Annotated in this window: 19 protein-coding genes and 3 pseudogenes; 11 read left to right on the forward strand and 11 right to left on the reverse strand. The window is 67.8% G+C overall.

Annotated elements, in window-relative coordinates; translation table 11 throughout:
• Both I53_RS04785 and I53_RS04790 read right to left on the reverse strand, forming a co-directional pair.
• Positions 1-1,383 (reverse strand): carotenoid oxygenase family protein (locus I53_RS04785; RefSeq protein ID WP_043347290.1); only part of this gene is annotated, 1,383 nt, incomplete at its 3' end.
• Between the two features lie 99 nt (positions 1,384-1,482).
• On the reverse strand, positions 1,483-2,118 hold the full coding sequence (locus tag I53_RS04790; protein ID WP_043347254.1) for an NAD(P)-dependent oxidoreductase: 636 nt from the start codon (positions 2,116-2,118) through the stop codon (positions 1,483-1,485).
• Positions 2,119-2,331: 213 nt separating this feature from the next.
• On the opposite strand from I53_RS04790, the pseudogene I53_RS34875 reads away from it, so the two are divergent.
• From I53_RS34875 to I53_RS04805, 4 genes and pseudogenes are all read left to right on the forward strand, one after another.
• Positions 2,332-2,781: pseudogene (locus tag I53_RS34875) on the forward strand (pirin family protein); the annotation flags it as partial.
• A 217-nt stretch (positions 2,782-2,998) separates the two neighbouring features.
• Positions 2,999-4,300: an oxalate/formate MFS antiporter gene (oxlT, locus tag I53_RS04795; RefSeq protein WP_051044668.1), complete on the forward strand. Its 1,302-nt coding sequence runs from the start codon at positions 2,999-3,001 to the stop codon at positions 4,298-4,300.
• 287 nt (positions 4,301-4,587) lie between these two features.
• The gene (locus I53_RS04800; RefSeq protein ID WP_051044669.1) at positions 4,588-5,289 is read left to right on the forward strand and encodes a GntR family transcriptional regulator; all 702 of its coding nucleotides are present in this window, start codon (positions 4,588-4,590) and stop codon (positions 5,287-5,289) included.
• 27 nt (positions 5,290-5,316) lie between these two features.
• The gene (locus I53_RS04805) at positions 5,317-5,499 is read left to right on the forward strand and encodes a hypothetical protein (RefSeq protein WP_043347259.1); all 183 of its coding nucleotides are present in this window, start codon (positions 5,317-5,319) and stop codon (positions 5,497-5,499) included.
• Between the two features lie 396 nt (positions 5,500-5,895).
• On the opposite strand, the gene I53_RS33700 is transcribed toward I53_RS04805, so the two are convergent.
• The 6 genes and pseudogenes from I53_RS33700 to I53_RS04830 all read right to left on the reverse strand — a co-directional run bounded on the left by I53_RS33700 (position 5,896) and on the right by I53_RS04830 (position 10,812).
• Entirely contained in the window at positions 5,896-6,033 is a 138-nt protein-coding gene (locus I53_RS33700) for a hypothetical protein (protein ID WP_170867468.1), read from the reverse strand.
• 544 nt (positions 6,034-6,577) lie between these two features.
• On the reverse strand, positions 6,578-7,744 hold the full coding sequence (locus I53_RS04810) for a Xaa-Pro peptidase family protein (protein WP_043347262.1): 1,167 nt from the start codon (positions 7,742-7,744) through the stop codon (positions 6,578-6,580).
• 37 nt (positions 7,745-7,781) lie between these two features.
• On the reverse strand, positions 7,782-8,462 hold the full coding sequence (locus I53_RS04815; protein WP_043347264.1) for a GntR family transcriptional regulator: 681 nt from the start codon (positions 8,460-8,462) through the stop codon (positions 7,782-7,784).
• A 71-nt stretch (positions 8,463-8,533) separates the two neighbouring features.
• Positions 8,534-9,052 (reverse strand): annotated as a pseudogene (locus tag I53_RS04820) (transporter substrate-binding domain-containing protein); the annotation flags it as partial.
• Between the two features lie 231 nt (positions 9,053-9,283).
• The gene (locus tag I53_RS04825; protein ID WP_043347267.1) at positions 9,284-9,751 is read right to left on the reverse strand and encodes a response regulator; all 468 of its coding nucleotides are present in this window, start codon (positions 9,749-9,751) and stop codon (positions 9,284-9,286) included.
• On the reverse strand, positions 9,748-10,812 hold the full coding sequence (locus tag I53_RS04830) for a sensor histidine kinase (RefSeq protein WP_374701298.1): 1,065 nt from the start codon (positions 10,810-10,812) through the stop codon (positions 9,748-9,750). The genes I53_RS04825 and I53_RS04830 overlap by 4 nt, the downstream gene beginning before the upstream one ends.
• Positions 10,813-11,740: 928 nt before the next feature.
• On the opposite strand from I53_RS04830, the gene I53_RS04840 reads away from it, so the two are divergent.
• The 4 genes from I53_RS04840 to I53_RS04855 all read left to right on the forward strand — a co-directional run bounded on the left by I53_RS04840 (position 11,741) and on the right by I53_RS04855 (position 14,599).
• On the forward strand, positions 11,741-12,229 hold the full coding sequence (locus I53_RS04840; RefSeq protein ID WP_043347273.1) for an RNA polymerase sigma factor: 489 nt from the start codon (positions 11,741-11,743) through the stop codon (positions 12,227-12,229).
• Positions 12,229-12,933, forward strand: a complete 705-nt coding sequence (locus I53_RS04845; protein ID WP_051044670.1) for an anti-sigma factor — start codon at positions 12,229-12,231, stop codon at positions 12,931-12,933. The genes I53_RS04840 and I53_RS04845 overlap by 1 nt, the downstream gene beginning before the upstream one ends.
• A gap of 120 nt (positions 12,934-13,053) precedes the next feature.
• Positions 13,054-14,265, forward strand: coding sequence for a molybdopterin-dependent oxidoreductase (locus I53_RS04850; RefSeq protein ID WP_043347275.1), 1,212 nt, complete (start codon positions 13,054-13,056; stop codon positions 14,263-14,265).
• A 13-nt stretch (positions 14,266-14,278) separates the two neighbouring features.
• Positions 14,279-14,599: a cytochrome c gene (locus I53_RS04855; protein WP_043347276.1), complete on the forward strand. Its 321-nt coding sequence runs from the start codon at positions 14,279-14,281 to the stop codon at positions 14,597-14,599.
• Between the two features lie 41 nt (positions 14,600-14,640).
• Here I53_RS04855 and I53_RS04860 read toward each other — a convergent pair whose 3' ends face one another.
• Together I53_RS04860 and I53_RS04865 are read right to left on the reverse strand one after the other, a co-directional pair.
• The gene (locus I53_RS04860) at positions 14,641-16,080 is read right to left on the reverse strand and encodes a YncE family protein (protein WP_051044671.1); all 1,440 of its coding nucleotides are present in this window, start codon (positions 16,078-16,080) and stop codon (positions 14,641-14,643) included.
• A 48-nt stretch (positions 16,081-16,128) separates the two neighbouring features.
• Positions 16,129-16,527: a DUF305 domain-containing protein gene (locus tag I53_RS04865; protein ID WP_043347279.1), complete on the reverse strand. Its 399-nt coding sequence runs from the start codon at positions 16,525-16,527 to the stop codon at positions 16,129-16,131.
• 197 nt (positions 16,528-16,724) lie between these two features.
• Here I53_RS04865 and I53_RS04870 point away from each other — a divergent pair, with 197 nt between their 5' ends.
• From I53_RS04870 to I53_RS04880, 3 genes are all read left to right on the forward strand, one after another.
• Positions 16,725-17,234: a sigma-70 family RNA polymerase sigma factor gene (locus tag I53_RS04870; protein ID WP_043347282.1), complete on the forward strand. Its 510-nt coding sequence runs from the start codon at positions 16,725-16,727 to the stop codon at positions 17,232-17,234.
• The gene (locus I53_RS04875; RefSeq protein WP_043347284.1) at positions 17,231-18,028 is read left to right on the forward strand and encodes an anti-sigma factor; all 798 of its coding nucleotides are present in this window, start codon (positions 17,231-17,233) and stop codon (positions 18,026-18,028) included. The genes I53_RS04870 and I53_RS04875 overlap by 4 nt, the downstream gene beginning before the upstream one ends.
• Positions 18,029-18,090: 62 nt before the next feature.
• Positions 18,091-18,975 (forward strand): LysR family transcriptional regulator, encoded by an 885-nt coding sequence (locus tag I53_RS04880; protein ID WP_043347287.1) that lies wholly within the window; start codon positions 18,091-18,093, stop codon positions 18,973-18,975.
• Between the two features lie 13 nt (positions 18,976-18,988).
• Here I53_RS04880 and I53_RS30895 read toward each other — a convergent pair.
• Positions 18,989-19,111: pseudogene (locus I53_RS30895) on the reverse strand (molybdopterin oxidoreductase); the annotation flags it as partial.
• Positions 19,112-19,354: the final 243 nt, after the last annotated feature.

A 19,354-nucleotide genomic window follows, 5' to 3' on the forward strand; every position in this document is an offset into this window, starting at 1 on the left:
CCCGAGCCCGACAATCGCCATGGGGGGCGCCTCGAACGAGCGAGCATCGAGGATCGCAAAGTCCGTCGTTTCATGCGCCGTGTCGATCACGAAGCCCATCAGCCAGCCTTCGTCCTCACCAGCACCTTCGCTTGCAGGCACGAAGACGAACTCGCCCGGGACGTGATGCTCGCCGAACGGGTGCACGCGGCGCTCACCCGTCTCAAGATCATGCTTGTAGAGCGTCGTCGCGCCGGCAAGCTGCGGATTGCCGTCTGCGGGTACGGACACCGTGTAGGCATACCGATATCTCTGCCCGAAGCGGCGCTCGTCGATGCGGGGAAACTCCTGCGCGGCTTGGTCGAGCACGCGACGCTCGACGCGTTGCGTCGTGGGGTCCAGGGTCCAGCGCTCAAGCCGACCCAGCGTGTCGAGTTCGCCGCCCTCCGAGGCGAACATCGTCGGATAGGCGATCACGTCGAGGATCACGCGCCCATCGTCACCGTCGAAGGCGTTGACGGCATGGAAGACGAAGGACGGCTCGACGTCGCACCACACGATGTCGGTGGCGCGCCCGTGACGAGGAAGCAGCCCGACCCGGGCGCGGTGAGCGCTGTTCCAGCGAAACGGGAAGCGGTGGCCGGCGAGCACGGCCCGCATCGAGAAGGTGACGGGAAGGTCAAGCACGATCACGAAGCGTGCCGTGATCGCGCAGTCGTGGACGCAGGGACCGTGCTGGACCGCGATCGGTACGTCGCGGACCACCTTGCCGGTCGCCGAGACGACGACGTGGCGGATGGCGTCCCAGACACGCCCGTCATAGGCGATCGCGTGGGTCTCGCCGGTGATCGGATCGCGGTGCGGATGACCGGTGAAGGATCCGGCGAGCGTGCCCTCGAACGGATTGTAGCGTTGCGTCTCCAGGGTGTCGGAGAGTTCGACAGGGAAGCTGCCTGCTTCGACGACCGCGAAGGCGCGGCCCCCGATATCGACGACGTTGGTGTTGACGGTGTCGTTTGCGCCCCGACGCGGGCCGGGTGCGGCGGGCCGACCGAGGGCGGCGGCGGCCGTGCGCGAGCCGATCCACCGATTGCGGTACCACAAGGCTTTGCCATCCTTGATGGCAAGACCGTGCACCATGCCGTCGCCGAGAAACCAGTTGTGACCGCCCGACGCGGGCCGCACGGGGTTCGCGCCCATCTTGAGGTACCGACCGTCGAGCTGGGTCGGTATCGAGCCGATCACGGCGAGATCCTGCAGCGTCAGTTCCTCCCGCATCGGCTCGTGGATGCCGATCACGAAGGGGTTCGGAGTCTTTGGCAGCCGCGCCCGGTTGTAGGCAGCCCACCATTCGACGCCGCCTTTCGAGACAGCGCGGACGGCGGATCGAATGGGATTTGGCATCGGGAGCAATCCCTTGGGTGCGTCATGGGCAGAGATGCCCTCATGTCGAGGGCGACCCGGCTCCGACGATGCGGAGCGGGCAAGTCTGCGACCTCCGGCCTACCGGACCAGGACGACGGCTTTCCGCTCGTGGGACGGATGGTCGATCTGGGCGACGATGTACCCTGCCACGTCGGCTCGAGAGATCAGGCCGTTTCGCCAGGACGCGGGCTCGGTCAGGACCTTGTAGCGGCCTGTCGCGGCGCCGGGCGTCAGGACGCCGGGCCTGACGAGCGTCCAATCTAGGCTGCTCCTGCGGATGCGCATCTCCTGCGCGTCCTTGTCGTCGTAGGCGCGTCCGAACACCAAACGGAATGGCAGTTGCTGGAGAAGTCCGATCGCATCCCGGCTGTCGCCCGCACCGAAACCGGTGACGGCGATCAGCCGTTTCACCCCGGCGGTCTCCATTGCGGGCACGAGAAGGTTGGTCGCTTCCGAGAACAAGCGGACGGGCCTGATGAGATCCCTGGTCGGTACGCCCAGCGCCTGCACCACGACATCCACGCCATCGAGGGCGGCGGCGACATCGGCCGCATTCACCGCGTCGCCCGTGAACCGTTCCAAGCTCGGATCCGGAAGACCGATGCCGGCTGCAGACCGCGCGAAGGCGCGCACACGGTGCCCGGCCGCCAGAGCCGCCTTTGTGGTCACCAGGCCGATGCCCTTGCTGGCGCCTATGACGAGAACATGTGCCATGCTTGGTTCCTCACCACCGTGGTGTTCGACAAGACCGCATGGCGGGAAGCCGCGCTATGTGGCCCCTTGACCGGGGCCTGTCGGGTGTGAGTGGCCCGAAGGGGGATCGCGCTTGTTCACGGGCCTGTGGCAACGATCGTGGGCGGCCGAACCAGACCGAGAGTATGACGCCATGAGCGGGAGCAAGCTCTGGAACCGCGTTGCCACAATGGGGTGGGCGTCGACGCGACCGAGACGCTCATCAGTCTCCGTGCAAGGGATCTCGGCGGCTTCGAGATTCGACGCGCCGTGCCGGCACCGGATCGCCGGACGGTTCGGGCATGCCGTGTCTTCCACCAAGCCGGCCCCGCCGCACGTCTGACGGGCCAGGGTATCGATGTCTGGCCGCATCCGCAGATCGGTCTCGCCACCGTGACCGGCCTCTGCCGCGGCGACGTCCATCGCCGGACCCGCCCCGGGGCCGATCGAGTCATCCGTCCGGGCGCAGTGGACTGGATGGTCGCGGGCCGCGGAGTCGCCCATTCGGAGCGCATTACGGCGACGGCGCGCGGCGGGCCGAACAGCCTGTTCGGGATCCAGACTGGGTTCGCTCTGCCGGAGAGCCACGAGGACGCGGCGTCGACCTTCGCGTGTCACGCTGACGAGCCGCCACCGCCGATCGGGATGCACGCGCAGAACCGACTTTTCATCCCGCGCTTTCGACAACAAAAAATGAATTATTTCGCTTGCCATATGATCCTGGCACACAGAATAATGCATGCCGCCAAGTCAATCTCGGAACCCGCGAGATGGTTCCGGCACGGGCAAGCAACCCGCCGACGTGCACGCCAATACTACAGCACGTCGCCGAATGTCAGCGCAGGGACGAGGGAGGAAGCTCATGGCCATGCCAGATGCCGTGCCGGGTACGGCAACGCCTAATACCAATCGATGGCTACAAATTGTGCTTGGCGTGATCTGCATGGTTGCAGCGGCCAACATCCAGTATGCGTGGACGCTGTTCGTCCCCGAGATCCAGAAGACCTTCAACTGGGACCGTGCCGCGATCCAGGTCGCCTTCACGATCTTCGTCGTCGTCCAGACCTGGCTGACCCCGATCGAGGGGTACTTCATCGACAAGTACGGTCCCAGCCGCGTCGTCATGTTCGGCGGTCTGATGACGGGCCTGGCCTGGGTCATCAACTCCTACGCCACGAGCTTGAGCGGCTTCTATCTCGGCTCCGTGGCCGGCGGTATCGGCGTCGGCTGCGTCTACGCCACCTGCGTCAACAACGCGCTCAAGTGGTTCCCCGACAAGCGCGGCCTGGCGGTCGGCCTCACGGCGGGCGGCTACGGCGCCGGCTCCGCACTCACCATCCTGCCGATCGCCAAGATGATCGACGGCGGCAATTACGCCCAGGCCTTCTTCATCTTCGGTCTGATCCAGGGCGCGATCATCATGGCCGCCGCCATCGCCATGCGCGCGCCACTCAAGAACCAGGTGCCATTCTCCACCAAGGTCCTTCAGTCGCGGCGCGACTACACGCTGGCCGAGGCGCTGCGCACCCCCGTCTTCTATGTGATGCTGCTGATGTTCACCTGCACGGTGACGGGCGGCCTGATGGCGGTGGCCCAGCTCGGCGTGATCGCGCAGGATCTCGGGGTGAAGAACTTCCAGGTCAACCTGTACTTCTTTGCCATGGCGGCGCTGCCCTTTGCGCTGATGCTCGACCGGATCATGAACGGCATCTCGCGCCCGCTCTTCGGCTTCATCTCGGACCGGATCGGACGGGAGAAGACCATGTTCATCGCGTTCGCGATGGAGGGTATCGGCATCGTGGCACTGGGCTATTTCGGTTCCAATCCGTGGGCCTTCGTCATCCTGTCCGGGGTGGTGTTCCTGGCCTGGGGCGAGGTCTACTCGCTGTTCAGCGCCACCGCTGCCGACACGTTCGGCTCCAAGCACATCGGCAAAATCTACGGCGTGCTCTACTGCGCCAAAGGCTTCGCGGCGCTGTTCGTGCCGGTGGGCAACCTGATCATGCAGGCGACCGGCACCTGGGCCACGGTCCTCTACACGGTGGCGAGCATGGACCTGATCGCCGCCTTGCTGGCGATCGCGGTGCTGCGGCCGATGCTCAAGCAGCACCACAAGGCAAACAACGACGCGGCAGCTCCCAAGCTGGCGCTGGCTCACGCCTGAGCGTCGGGCTCGGCCACGGCGCGGCCCGGCGAAAGCCTCAAGGCCCCGGCTCCGGAATTCCGGAGCCGGGGTCGTGCTGACCGGCCAAGTTGCGGCACCCGCATGCCTATCGCATCTCCGGGACGCATGCGCGTCGCAGACAGCCTGGAACACTCGGGCCTCCAGCCACCATCGCGTCAGGCACCGCTTTCCAGGCCCCCGTTTTCAAGCGGCCTCCCAGGTGCGCTCCGGCGCGTTCCTCGGATTTGATGCCAAGATCGATTTTTCGGCGCTCTCGGAGCTCGACTGTGCTGCAGCCACCTGAGACCTCTTTGGGTCTAATCTCGATCGGACAGACTGTGAGCCTGCGTGAGCAGGCCTACGACCGCATCAAGCGATCGATCCTCGCGATGGATCTCTACGACGGATCGGCACAGATCCGGCTGAACGAACACCAGATTGCGCAAGATCTCGGCATCAGCCGAACGCCAGTCCGAGAAGCCCTGACGCTTCTGGAACGGGAGGGCTTCGTAAGCACGGTGCCACGCCGCGGACTCTTCGTGACGCGCAAGACCAAGCGCGAAGTCATCGAGATGATCAGGGTCTGGGCCGCGCTGGAGGGCTCGGCAGCTCATGCCGCCGCCACGCACGCCACGGACGCCGATCTCCGCGACCTGAGCAAAGTCTTCCAGGATTTCGATCCCTCGGCATTGCCTGTTCATTTGACCGCTTATGAGGAAGCCAACCTCGATTTTCACCAGATGATCATCCGTCTCGGCGGCTGTGGATTGATGGTCGAGATGACGACCAACCTGTTCATCCACATGCGGGCGGTTCGATCGGCCTTCCTCCATCGGTCGGGGCGGTATGAAGTCTCGATGCGCGAGCATGCCGCCATCATCACCGCGCTGCAGGAACGCGACGCCGATCAGGCTGCGGTCCTCGTTCGCGATCATGCACTTGGTTTGATCGCCCACGTCGAAGCACATTGGGCGTGGCCAGAAGAATAAGGGACATCTCTGACGGAGGATCGACCCATGCTACCGTCCGTTCAGACCACCGACCTGCTCGGCCTCGGCTTCCTGATCATCGGCCTCGTCGGAGCGGGCGTTGCCAGCGCAAGCCGGTCGCCGCGTTTTGCAGAAGAGCCGCGTGAGGAACTCGCGGGCGGAGCGGTGCTTGTGGCGATCCTCGGCCTCGCCTTCGTGCTCGCCGAATGACAGACACACCGCAAGCAGGACCGGCCTCTTCACGTGCGGCAGCGAACCAGCCCAGTGCCACCGACGGTCGATCGGTCCGCTCCCGATGCGTCTGAAGGGCCTTCAGGCGTCTGCGGAGGGAGATGTCCGTCACACCGCTTCCGGGACAGACATGCCCTGAAGCGGACGGCGTCTCCGTGCCTCCTGTGGAGACCAACGGTGCTTCGTCGGGGACAAACGCGAACGGCCAGGATCGAGGCGGCTTCCGTGCACGGGCAGCCTCTCGTCCGTTGACGCCCCGGGCATTCGCTGAGGTGGTCACGCAGGCGGGCGAATGAATCCCGGAGCCTCACCTGCCGGCCGAACCGAATTCCGGGACATCCTCAAGCGAGGCCGCGTGACGCGGCCCGTCATGGCTCAGGCCAGGGTCGGGACCGGGCCGGTGAAGCCCGCGGCCGGCTTGTCGCCGTCGAAGTGATTGGCGAGCGCGACAACGACTGCGAAGTTGGCGATGGCGGCAACGGGGAGGAGAGCGAGAGCGGCGAGCAAGGTCATCAGCGGCGTCCTGTTGTGCGGTGCGCAAGAAGCGATATCGCACCGCACGCCTTGTCTGGTATGCCACATACCTCAAACCCGATATGCAGAGATTGCATGAGCAGATCGGGATGAGGGGCGTCTGCCGAGTGCCGTCATGCGAAGCGTCAAGTCGGGGTGACGCAAAGGCGGCCTGTCGAGGCGACAACAGGAGCTCTATTCGACTTGCGATAATCCGAACATCTGCTTTCATCCTCGCCTCACTTGGCGGTCAATCGCATCACACGTGAAAGTCGAACACGCGGGCTTTTTGTATCAATCTACCTCGAGTCGACGTTGCAGAACGGCAGACGCACAGCCGATTTCGGGATCTGTTCGCGGCAGTCTGCGCGGCCGGCATGGATTGATAGGAGGTTGCCTGCCTTTTCGACCGGTCTTCTCCGAAGCGGCCGTTACACATTCGGCCAGACTACGCCCTGCTGGATCAGGGTCAGTTCGGTCGCTGACGCTGCAGACGGTCCGACCTCACGTTATGCCCTTACAGAAAGCGATGATGGGGTGAGCCTCACCGCAGCGACAGGGTGCGGGGGAGGTCGGACAGGGGCTCGACCCCGTTGGCGGTGACGATCACGGTCTCCGAGGCGCCGACCGTCCAGGCTCCGTAAAAGCGCAGGGTCGCCGGCAGGTGGAAGACCATGCCGGGCTCGATGGGCCGGTCCTGTCCGGTGAAGAGCGAGAGCAGGCCGCCCTCCCCCCAGTCCGGGGCGAAGGCGACACCCATGGAGTAGCCGATCCGCTTGCGAAAGGCCGGGCCGTAGCCCGCCGCATCGATGATGGCCTGTGCCGCCGCGTGCGGGGCGGCGCAGGGATGGCCTGGGCGGATCGCCGCGAGCGCCGCGTCGAGGGCGCGCAGGGCGCAATCCATCATCCGCAACGCCTCGGCCGGCGGCGGACCGATCCAGACGCTGCGCATCAGCGCCGCGTGGTACCGGGCGTGACTGCCGGCGAGTTCGAGGAAGACGGCGTCGCCCGGCTCCAGCCGGCGCCGCCGCCACGTCATGTGCGGCAGCCCGCTGCGCGGGCCCGAGGCGACCAGGGGCTCCATCGCCACGGCTTCGGACCCGGCTGCGATCGCGGCCCCCAGCATGGCGGCGACGACGGCATTCTCGTCGGTGCCCGCCGCGCAGGCGTCGAGTCCTGCGGCGAGCCCGGCCTGCGCGTATCGAGCGGCGGCCCGGATCGCCTCCAGCTCAGCCGCCGACTTCACGGCCCGCAAGGGGGCGAGGAGGCCGGAGCCGTCGGGCAGCGGCCCGCTTCCGAGCGCGGCGTCGATCCGCCCCGCGAGCAAGGGCGAGACGAACCAGCCGTCCCGCTCCAGGGCCGGCCGGGTGAGCCCGCGCCCGCGCACGAGGGCCGCCAGGGCCTCGGCCGGGTCGGCGCCGTCCGGATAGGCCTGGATGTCGTCGAGCCAAGTGTTGGCGGCCGCTCCCGGCAGTTCGAGCTGCCGGACCAGGAGGGCCGGGTTCCCCTCCACCGGTACGAGGAGGGCCTGGAAGGCGAAGTAGCCCGCCGTCTGGCGGCCGGTCAGCCAGTAGATCGTCTCCGGGCCGGTCACCACGAGGGCGTCGTGGCCGGCCGCCGCGATGGCGGCCCGGGCCGCCGCCTGCCGGGCGGCGAACTCCGCCTCCGGAAAGGCCGCCTCGCGGCCGCGCAGGCCTGTGAATTCGTGCATCGCGCCGCCCTCGCCCCAAACTCCGCTCAGGCTCCACTCAGACTTCGCTCAGGCGACGGATGATGCCCTGCTTGAAATTCTCGAGATGGGCCGCGATGGCGTCCGCCGCCGCCGCCGCGTCCTTCGCCCGAAGGGCGGCAACCACCGCGAGATGTTCGCGATGGACCGCCTCGAACCGCTCGGGCATCCGGCTCAGGTTGAACATCTGCGTCTTGAGGCGCAGATCCTTGATCGTCTTGGCGAGGATCGCGTTGTGGCTGTGATCCGCGATCAGGTCGTGGAAGCGCCGGTCGACCTCCCAGTTGCCCGGCGCGTCCGGGTCGCCCGCCGTCAGCAGCGCCTCCATCTGCCGCTGCAGATCCGCCAGCACCGCGTCGGCGATCCGGCCGGTGGCCAGCATGACGCTCTCCCGCTCCAGCAGACGGCGGACATGCAGGATCTCCACCAGTTCGCGCAGGGAGAATTCCTTGACCACGAGCATCCCCCCGGGCTGCCGTTCGATCAGCCCCTCGGTCTCCAGCCGTGACATCGCCTCGCGGGTCGGGGTCCGGGAGATGTCGAGCATCTCGGCGAGGCGGCGCTCGTGCAGCACGGTGCCGGCCGGAAGGTCGCGGCGGACGAGCATGTCGAGCAGCCGATCGTAGGCCATCTGGCCGAGGCTCTGCTCGCGCCGGGCATTGAGCGCCGTCGTGTACGACGCGGCGTCGAGGGTTTTCATCGCGTCCTCCCGGAGCAGCCGGCCAGGCTGCTCCCCGTTTTCTTCTTCTCCGGCGCCGGCCTCGCGCCCGCCTACATGGCGGGCGTGCGGATCGGCGCCTTCGGGGCCGGGTCATAGCCGATCAACGGCGTGATGAGTTTGGCGTAGGTACCGTCGGCGACCATCTCGGCCAGGGCCTTGTTGACCGCGGCGTGCAGGTTCGGCTTGCCCTTCTTGATGGCGAAGCCCTTCTGGACCGTGCTGAGCGGAGTCTCGATCATCACCAGGGGGAGCTTGCGCGCCTTGATGGCGTAGTTGCCGGCCACCGCATCGTTGATCACCGCGTCGATGTTGCCGCCGACGAGGTCCTGCATGGCGTCCGCGGCAGTCTTGTAGCTCTTCAGGGTGGCGCCGTGCTCCTCGGCGAGCTTGCCGAAGGTCGAGGCCGAGAGCGCGCCGACATTGCGGCCCTTGAGATCCTCCGGCCCCTTGATGCCGGTATCCTTGCGGGTGACGATCCGCGCGCCGGATTCGAGCCAGCCGTCCGCGAAGGCGACCTGCTTCTGCCGGGTGGGAGTGATGTCCATCGATTCGCTGGTGATGTCGTACTGCCCACCGTTGGAAGGTCAAGGGGCGGAATGATGTCCTCAGACCGAGACCTGCGCATCCGGGCGGCCGCTTCCGCCTGATGATCGTTGGAGATGCCCCCCGGCCGAGGCAATCCGTGTAAAGACAGTCCGGCACGATCTGCCCGGGGAGGCACTTTGCCGTCCTGGAGTTGACGGAGCAAACGTCCGGTTTCGGGATTTGCTCAGCGGCGCATAAATGGCGGTGTTGGGTCGTCAGCGGACAGGGTCGGCCTGGAAAGGCTCCGGTCCGGAGGGTTCCCCTTTCGGCCGGTGGCAGGCGCACGCCGCGGCTTTCTCGTCGGCGCGGCCCCACATCGGCGCTTCGCAAGTGAGGAGCTGTGTTAGCAGATGCGCCAGCGGCGCCGCTTGATAAGGCTTCTGAAGCACCGGGGCTGACCGATACGCTTCCTCCAACCCCTGCGTGCCGTAGCCGGTCGCGAACAGGAACGGCGTGCAGCGCTCTAACAGCAGGTCGGCTACCGGATAGCTGCGGGCGTCGCCCAGGTTGACGTCCAGCACGGCCAAGTCGAACTTCCCGGTGCGGACATGATCCACGGCCTTGTCGAGGCGCATGGCCACCACGACCTCGCAGCCGAGGTCGAGCAGCATGTCCTCCGCGAGCATGGCCACGAGGCTCTCGTCCTCGACCAGCAGAACGCGGCGCCCTTCCAGCAAACTCATCGGGCAGGGTGCCCTTCCAGTGTCTCCTGGCCGACCCAGCCGAGCTGGGTCAATGGGATCTCCAGCCGGCAGACGACACCGCTCGGCGCGTATGTGATAGCCGCGTTGCCATCGAACTCCATCGGAAGCTGCCGCTCGATAAGCCGGGAGCCGAAGCCTCTGCGTGTTGGCAGAGTGACCGGCGGGCCGCCGCGCTCTTCCCATGCGAGATCAAGCTGCTCGCGGCCATCGTCCAAGGCCTGCAGGGACCACGTCACCGCGACCCGCCCCTCAGGGACCGACAGAGCCCCGTATTTGGCGGCGTTGGTCATCAGCTCGTGCAGCGCCATGGCCAGAGTTACAGCGACCTTGGGGTGCAGGCGTGAATCCGGTCCATTTAGCACGAAGCGGTTAACGTCGACCTCTGCCAGAAGGTGCGGTGCAAGCGCGCGCTCAACCACGCTGCGCAGGCTGGCACTCTCCCAGTTGTCCTCGACGAGCACGTTATGGGCGGTCGACAGCGCAGCCATGCGGGCGTCGAACACAGCCCGCGCGGCTTGGTCGGTCTGGCCACGGAACGTCTGCGCGGCGATCGATTGGACCGTGGCCAGGGTGTTTTTCACCCGGTGGTTCAGCTCGTTGATCAGCAGGCGTTGGCGCTCGGCCGCGGCCTTTTCCTCGCTTATGTCGCGGACCTCGATAATCGTGCCGATGATGTTGGCCGCGTCGTCCCGGATCGGGCTGGCCGTGAAGCCGACTGGATAGAAATGCCCGTCCTTGTGGACGAAAACCTCCTCGCCACGCTCCTGGTTGTTCTCCGGGAAGGCGCGATCGATCGCGCATTCCGCCAGCGGGAACGGCCGGCCGTCCGGGTAGGTGTGGTGCACGATGTCGTGCAGCGGGCAGTCGCGCTCCAGAACCTCGTCAAGCGTCCAGCCGGTCAGCTGCTCGGCGGCGCGGTTCATGTAGATGCAGTGCTGCCGGTCATCCATCAGGAAGATGGAGACCGAGGCGTTGTTAAGCACGGCATTGAGGCGCCGCTCGGTCTCGAACAGTTGGCCGGCGCTCGGCCTGAGACTCACGAGAGGTGTATTGGCGGCGGGAACAGATTGCAGCGGCTGCCGAGTATGCGGCACTGATACGACCCTTCACAGCGGGGTTGTCAAAAAAGGACGGGGCCCAACGAACCGTCGGGATCGTGCATCTCGCATGCCGCGTTGCGGCAGGCGCCACAAGGCCGAGCCTGCCAATGCGCTGACGGGAGGGTTGTTCCATACCCCAAACACAGTGGCTTTACGCGAGGCTTGGATGTTGGCAGTCGGTCCATTTGCCGGCCCGACCCGGCCTCCAGACCGTCATTGCGTGTAATGATTTCCAAAACCCAACGATTGAGTCTTCGTGTCGCCATCATCGCCGCGGAGGCCCGGGCGGGGGCTCACACGGCCCTGCTGATGGATAGGATTCTACACGGACAGGATACTGACGAAACCGAGCAGGTCCTGTGTCGCGAAATGGACGTCCTGGCGGCGTTGCGTGCCCACGCAAAAGCGCGGAACAAGGATGAGCCATCGCCGTAAGATGTTCATTCCTACGGCTACTGATCTGTACCTTCCCTCCAGTAGACCCGACCGCATTGCAGCGGGTCCGCTATGGGCACTTAGTTGGGATTGTCGCGGCGTCTGGTTTGGGTCGGTAGGAGGCCGTCCGCTTTTCCGGCCGACCGTCTCCCAAGCGGCCGTTCCGCTTACGGCCAGACTACGTCATGCCGGATTACCAATCCGCGCAAAACCCGACGTTCGGCTTTGCGCCCATCCCGGTCATACAACCGCATCCTCACGATGCCTGAAAGCAGACACGCAAGCTTGGCATCGATTGTTCGGCAGCAGCAACGCTTCGATCACCACTGCTGTGATGTGAGGCCTTCGGCCATCCACGGTCACCGACGAACGTTGCGAGTCGGTGTGCTATGTATCGTTGTGCTATGGAGTGCGGGGAGGATAACACCTCAGAATGCGGTCCATCGGTCAGCACCTCGTCGACGCATGGCCGCGCCTGTATTGCTACGCGTTGACCCTGACGCGCGAGCCCGACGCCGCACGTGACCTGATGCAGCAGAGCGCTCTCAAGGCGCTCTCCACGCGGACGACTCCCCGTGAGCCTCGGGCGGCCCGCGCCTACCTGTTCCAGATCGTGCGCCACGCCTGGATCGACCGGATCCGCCGTTCCCGCATCCGCAACGAGGACGATCTCCTCGATTGGCCCGACGAGGGGTTCGACGACCGCCTGATCGAGGCCATCGCCGTGCGCCAAGCCTTCACCGCCCTCGATGCACCCTGCCGATCTGTCGTGACCTGCGTGGATGTCGAAGGCTTGAGCTACCGGGAGACCGCCGAACGGCTCGATATTCCCATCGGCACGGTCATGAGCCGGCTGCACAGGGCGAGGAGGATCATGCTGCACCGGATCGCCGGGTCATCCGATGGGAGTGAGGTGTCGTGATGCGCTGGGAAACCCTCAATGCCTATGTCGATGGGGAGCTCGATGCGCAGAGCCGGCACGAGGTCGCGGGGTCGCTGGCCCGGGACCCGGTCCTGGCCGCGCGGGTCGCGACCCTGACCCGGCTGAAGCAGGGCGTGAAAGCAGCAGTCGTGCGGCCCCGGCGCGCCCCAATCGCCCGCGCCTCCCTCAGATGGGCCTGCGCCGCGGCCTTGGCTGTCCTCGTCGGCGCCGGGTGGCTGGTGATGGCGTCCCGGCCCCCGGCCGACCCCGCGCGCGCCGCCTTCGCCGCCTGGAGCGCGGCGGGCTCGCCCGCGAATGACGTGCGGCTCGCGGGCGGCTTTCCTGGCTTCCCCCTCGATCTCGGGGCGGCCGGCTTCCGCTTGGTCTACTTGTCCGCGGACGACGGTTCGGCAGGCCGCCTCGCCGGATACGAGGGGCGCCATGGCTGTCGGCTGGCCCTCTGGAGCGGACCGGCGCCTGCCCAGGCCGGCCTCGCAATCGCGAAAGGCAGCCGCGACCTGCGTCTGGCCCGCTGGGACAGCGAGGGGCGTCACTACGTCCTCCTGTCCGAGACGGTGCCGACCGAGCGGTTCGCCCTGCTGGCCGAGGCGGCCATGCTGCTCACCGCGCCGGACATGACCGACCGCCTGCGCATCGCCCTGGACCGGGCCAGCGGCCTCCCGGAGCGCCCCTGCGCCGGGTGAGTGGAGAGGACGGAATTTATTTCGATCCGCCGCGAATAGACCGGGGGCGACGTGCGTCTCCTCCTCCGCACAGCTCGGGCCCGGTCACCGGAGCCACGCGCGGACGGGGAGGACTTTCGGATGCTCGATAGACGGGATCTCATCAGGCGCGCGGGCCTCACGGCCCTGGCGGGACTCGGCAGCGGCAGCCTCGCTCCGCTGCGGGCGCTCGCGGGAGACACGGCCACGCTGCCCTTCGGCAACGGCGAACGGCCCCTGGTGGCCTATCCGGGCAAGCGCCCTCTGCTCCAGATGACCGCGCGCCCGCCGCAGCTGGAGACCCCGTTCCCGGTGTTCGACGAGGGCGCGATCACGCCCAACGACGCGTTCTTCGTCCGCTACCACCTCGCCGACATCCCGACCGAGATCGATCCGGAGACCTACCGGGTCGCGATCAAGGGGCATGTCGAGACGGAGGTCTCGCTTTCGCTCGCCGACCTGAAGGCGATGCCGACCACCGAGATCGTCGCGGTCAACCAATGCTCGGGCAACTCTCGCGGCTTCTTCGAACCGCGCATGGCCGGGGGTCAGCTCGCCAACGGAGCCATGGGTTGCGCCCGCTGGACCGGCGTGCCGCTGAAGGCCGTGCTCGACAAGGCCGGGGTGAAGGCGGGCGCCGTGGAGGTCGCCTTCACCGGGCTCGACGGTCCGGTGATCCCGGAGACGCCGGATTTCGCCAAGTCGCTCAAGCTCGACCACGCCCGCGACGGGCAGGTGATGCTCGCCTGGGCCATGAACGGGCAGGATCTGCCCTGGCTCAACGGCTATCCGCTGCGTCTCGTCGTGCCGGGCTTCTACGGCACCTACTGGGTCAAGCACCTGGAGAGCATCAGCGTGCTCGACAAGCCCTTCGACGGCTTCTGGATGCAGAAGGCCTATCGCATCCCCGACAACGACTGCGCCTGCACGCAACCCGGCAAGGCGGCGGACAAGACCGTGCCGATCAACCGGTTCACCGTGCGCTCCTTCCTCACCAACCTGACCGACGGGGCGGACGTGAAGGCCGGGCGCACGCCCTTGCGCGGCATCGCCTTCGACGGGGGCTCCGGGATCAAGTCGGTGGCGGTCTCGACCGATGACGGCAAGACCTGGACGGAGGCGCAACTCGGGCAGGATCTCGGCCCCTACGCCTTCCGGCCCTGGACCCTCGGCGTGGACCTGTCGCCGGGCGCGCACGCGATCCGGGTGCGGACCACGGGCAACGACGGGGTGAGCCAGCCGATGGAGCCGCGCTGGAACCCGGCCGGGTACCTGCGCAACGTGGTCGAAACCACCCGCGTGCGCGCGGCCTGAGGGAGTGACGAGAATGACCCGCATCACCCTCGCCCTGACGGCGGCCCTCGCCCTCGCGGCCGGCACAGCCCTCGCCGCGCCGAAATCCTACGAGGTGCCGGAGCCGACCGCGACCCTGCGGGCGCCGAAGGCCGGCACGCACGCGGAGGGCTTCGAGGCGGCCCAGGCGAACTGCCTCGTCTGCCATTCGGTGGACTACATCGCCATGCAGCCGCCGGGCAAAGGCGCGGCCTTCTGGGAGTCCGAGGTGACCAAGATGGTCAAGGTCTACCACGCGCCGATCGACGAGGCGCAGGCCAAGGCCATCGCCGCCTACCTCACCGATACCTATTGAGGCTTGAAATGGGGGCGGTCCTGCGACCGCCCCTCCTCTCGTTACTGCGACGCCTGCGTCTGGACCGTCGCGCCGGTCTCGCCGGGCTTACCCTCGACGATGACGAGGCTGCGCCGCGCGGCTTCGTTGGCATTCTGCGTGACCTGCCGGATCGGGCCGATGGCGTTGACGATGGCCGCGCCCGCCGGGTTCGTCATGAAGGCGGCGAGAGGCTCCAGGGGCCCCGCGCCCTTCGGATCGGCCGAAAGGGCCAAGACATAGGGCTTCTTCGGCGTGAGGCCGGTCACCGCCGCTTGCAAGGTCTGCAGCACGCCCTGGTCGAACAGCGTGACTTGCGTGGCGGCCTTGCCGTCCGGCCCGGCGAGCGTCAGCGTGCTCGATTGGCCCGCCGCGCCGAGCGGCTGGAGGTTCGGCGCGCCGGCTCCCTCCGGCACCGCCTCGGGAACGTAGGCGACGCCCTGCGGCCCCTGGCCGATCGGGATCGTGGCGATGACCGCGTTGCTGCCCGTATCGATCACCGCGACGGCATCGGCGTTCTCCAGGCCGACATAGATCCGCGTTCCATCGCCCGAGGGCCAGAGACCGTGGGGGAGCGCGCCGGTGGGAATGGTCGCGACCTGCGAGAAGTCGTCGGTGCGGAACACCTTCACGTGGTTCAGGCCGCCGATCGTCACGTAGGCGAATTGCCCGGCCTTCGTGCGCGCGATGTTGACGTGGTTGGTGATCGGGCCCATCTCGATGGTCTTGAGCGCCTTGAAGGGCGGCGTGGCCTCGAACACTTGGACGCGGCCGACGTCCTTGAGGGTAAACCACACCTGCTTGCCATCGGGCGTCGCCGCGATGTCGGGGCAGAACGGGCTCTCCTGCTTGATCCGCCCGACGATCTCGCGGCTCTTCACGTCGATGGCGACCGTCTCGGGGCTGAAGCTGGAGCAGACGTAGCCGTAGCGTCCGTCCGGCGAGAAGATCGTCATGCCCGGCCCGTTCGGCACCGTGATCCGGCCCGTCTCCTTACCGGTCCCCGCATCGAGAATCGCGACGTAGTCCTCGCCCCGCACGCTCACCCAGACTTCGCGACCGTCCGGCGTGAAGAACGCCTCGTGCGGCGAACGGCCGACATAGGTCGTGTGGCGCACCGTGTTGGTGGCGGTGTCGATGAAGCTGACCGAATTCGAGCCGATCGAGACGGCGAGCAGGGTCTTGCGGTCGGGAGAGAAGCCCATCCCATGGACGAGAAGCTGGCCGCGATAGAGCGGGCTCAGATTCGCGGGCGTCGTGTCGCCGAGGCGGATCACACCGAGGAGCTTGTTGGCGGCGGGATCGATCACCGAGACCGTGTTGGAGAACTGGTCCGAGGTATAGAACCGGTCGCGGGGGCCGACCGGCACGTCCGGCGCCGAGGCGGGCCCGGGCGCCTGACCCGCGAGGGCGGTTCCGCCGAGGAAGGCGAGCAGCAGGGCCGCCGGAATGACGTGTCGCATCGTGAGGTCTCTTCGCGCTGACAAGTGGGAAGGTGAGCGGCGATCCGCTCAGTGATGGTGATGGGCCGGCATCCGCTGCGGCGTGGCTTGCGCGACCGGCCGCTCGGCCAGGGCGCGGCGCATGACCTCGATCTCCTGCGCCTGCTCGACGATGATGCCCTGCGCGAGCCGGCGCAGGACCGGATCGCGGCCATAGGCGAGTTCGGCCTTCGCCATCTCGATCGCGCCCTGATGGTGAGGGATCATCATCGCGGCGAAGTCCCGGTCGGGGTCGCCGGACGGCGCCACCGCCATATCCGCGTGCATCCGCGCCATCGATTGGGCCATCATCGCATCGAAGCCGCCGGGAGCGGTCTCCGCATGCCCGGCGCGCATCATCATGCCGCCACTCAGGACGCCTCCGGCCATGAGCAGGGTGATGAGGATCGCCGTCGGTGCTCCGCGCATGATGTCTCCCACAGTGTCGAGGTCACGCGGGGAGAGATGCGGGCGGGGCCGGGATATTCCCCGCCGCATCGTCGTGAACCGATCACGAATGCGTGATCGGAATTCGAAGTTGGATCCCGGAATAAATCGGGCGCTTCCGGCATCTCTCGTCTGGGTGGTGGCGTGAGCACTGCCATCGACCCGATCCGGAGACCGCCTTGGACGACCTCGCCGTCCTGATCGAGCCGCAGATACCGGCCCTGCGCCGCTATGCGACCGCGCTGCTGCGTCAGCGCGAGGCGGCCGACGACCTCGTCCAGGACACGCTGGAACGGGCGATCCGCGCATGGCCGCAGCGCCGCGAGGGTGACCTGCGCGCGTGGCTGTTCGCGATCCTGCGCAACCGCTACCTCGAAGGCGTCCGCCGCCGCCGGGGCATCGAGGTCGGCGTGGAGGCGCTGGACACGGTCACAGACGCGGGGACCGATCCCGAAGCGGCCTTGGGCGCGCGGGACGTGCTCGATGGGATCGCCGCGCTGCCGGAGGAACAGCGATCCGTCCTGCTCCTCGTCGCGGTCGAGGACATGTCCTATGCCGAGGTCGCCGCCGTGCTCGCGATCCCCGTCGGCACGGTAATGTCGCGCCTCAGCCGGGCGCGGGGGCGGATGCGCGCCTTTCTCGATCTGGCCCCCACGATCGTCACCGGGCATCTGCGGAGGGTGAAATGACCGCGTCCGACCCGCGTCCCATCGGCGAGGACGATCTGCACGCCTTCGTGGATGGACGGCTCGATCCGGGCCGCCGTGCCGGCGTCGAGGCGTGGCTCGCCGCGCATCCAGAGGCGGCTGCGCGGGTCGCCGCCGATCGGGAGGTGCGGGACCGCCTGCGGGCGCGGCTCGCGCCCGTGTCGGAGGAGCCGATCCCTGCCCGCTTGCGCATCGCCAACCTTGCGACCCCGCACCGGATGCGCATCCCGCGCTGGTGGACGAACGCGGCGGCGGCGGCGTTCCTGCTCGCCCTCGGCGGCGCATCCGGGTGGGTCGGGCGCGGCGCCGTGCCGGGTCCAGGCGCGCCCGTCGAACCGATGACCCAGGCGGCCGTCTCCGCCTTCCGCACCTACGTGGTCGAGGCCGCCCATCCGGTCGAGGTCCGCGCCGATGGCTCGTCCGACCTCGTGCAGTGGCTCGCCGCGCGACTGGGACGGCCCGTCATCGTGCCGGACCTGCGGACGCAGGGTTTCCGGCTGATGGGCGGTCGCCTGCTCCCCGCCGGAGACGAGCCAGCGGCCATGCTGATGTACGATGACGACCGGGGAACCCGTTTAACTCTCTACAGCCGGGCCGGGCCGTCCGGTGGGCGCGGCGTGTTTCGGTATGCCCGCGCGGACGACGTGGCGGCCTTCTCGTGGATCGACGCGGGCATGTCCTATGTGGTGACCGCCCGCACGGACGAAGCGCGGCTGCTCCGGGTCGCCCAGGCGGTCGATGCGCAGGTCTCGGGCCAACGTGAAGGCGCGCGGTGACGCACGCGTAGGTTCCGCCTTACCTTCCCTCGTCAGCCCAGCCCTTCTGAGCCCGAGACGCCATGACCCTCGACCAGTTGCGGATCTTCGTGGCGGTGGCCGAGCGCCAGCATGTGACCCGGGCGGCCGAGGCGTTGAATCTCGTCCAGTCGGCGGTCAGTGCCGCCATCAACGCGCTGGAGACCCGGCACGCCGTCAAGCTGTTCCACAGGGTCGGCCGTGGCATCGAACTGACCGAGGCAGGAAGCGTCTTTTTCGGTGAAGCTCGCGCCGTGCTCGCCCGCGCCCAGGCGGCCGAACTGGTGCTGGCGAACCTCAGCGGCCTGCGGCGCGGCACATTGACCATTCAGGCGAGCCAGACCATCGCCAGCCACTGGCTCCCCCTGCATCTCGTCGCCTTCCGGGCGGCCTACCCGGACATCGTCCTGCGTCTCGGCATCGGGAACACTGCGGAGGCGGCCGAAGCGGTGCGGGCGGGGACGGCGGAACTCGCTTTCGTGGAAGGCGCGATCGACGACGCCAGCCTGGGGAGCACGCCGATCGCCGAGGACCGGCTGGTGCTCGTGGTCTCGGCCGGCCACCCCCTGGCCGGATGCGCACGGCCGGAACCAGCCGACCTCGCTTCGGCCTCCTGGGTGCTGCGGGAGCCCGGATCGGGCACGCGCTCCGCCTTCGAGGCGGCGCTCGTTGCTTTGGGCATCGCGCCAGATACCCTCGCCGTCGCCCTGGAACTGCCGTCGAACGAGGCCGTCCTCGCCGCCGTCGTCGCGGGGGCCGGCGCGAGCGTGCTCTCCGAAGCGGTCGTCGGGCCCTCGCTGCGAACCGGCGCGCTCGTCGCCGTGCCCCTCGCCCTGCCGACGCGGACCTTCCAGGTCCTGCGCCACAAGGAGCGTTACCGCAGTCGCGCCGCCGACGCACTGCTCGCCCTAATCCACGCCGCCGCCTGACCGGCTGCGCGACTCAGGCGACCTCGACTCGCACACGGTGCCACGAGGCGCTGAGGTAGCCCTTGAAGTTCCACGTGTCGTCCAGCAGCGCCGGCTGGGTCTGCCCGGCCGAGTCCCAGGCGCGCACCGCGAGTTCGCCGCGCTGCCCCGAAGCGCTTCATGCGCGAGGACGGCTCGGCCGGAGCGGCCGCTGCAACCTGTCGCCCCGCGGCGAGCGGACCCGAACCACCGTCTCGGCCATTCCCTTCGTAAGCGGCGGCCGGAGCGGCCGCGGACGGGAAGGGCAGGATGGACGCACGCGCGCTGGACGAGGGTCATCTCGGACGGGCCCATACCCGGGTCGAGGGTCCCGACAAGGTCACGGGCCGGGCCCTCTACA

Origin of the sequence: Methylobacterium sp. B1, assembly GCF_000333255.1 — a bacterium.
GTDB classification, from domain to species: domain Bacteria; phylum Pseudomonadota; class Alphaproteobacteria; order Rhizobiales; family Beijerinckiaceae; genus Methylobacterium; species Methylobacterium fujisawaense.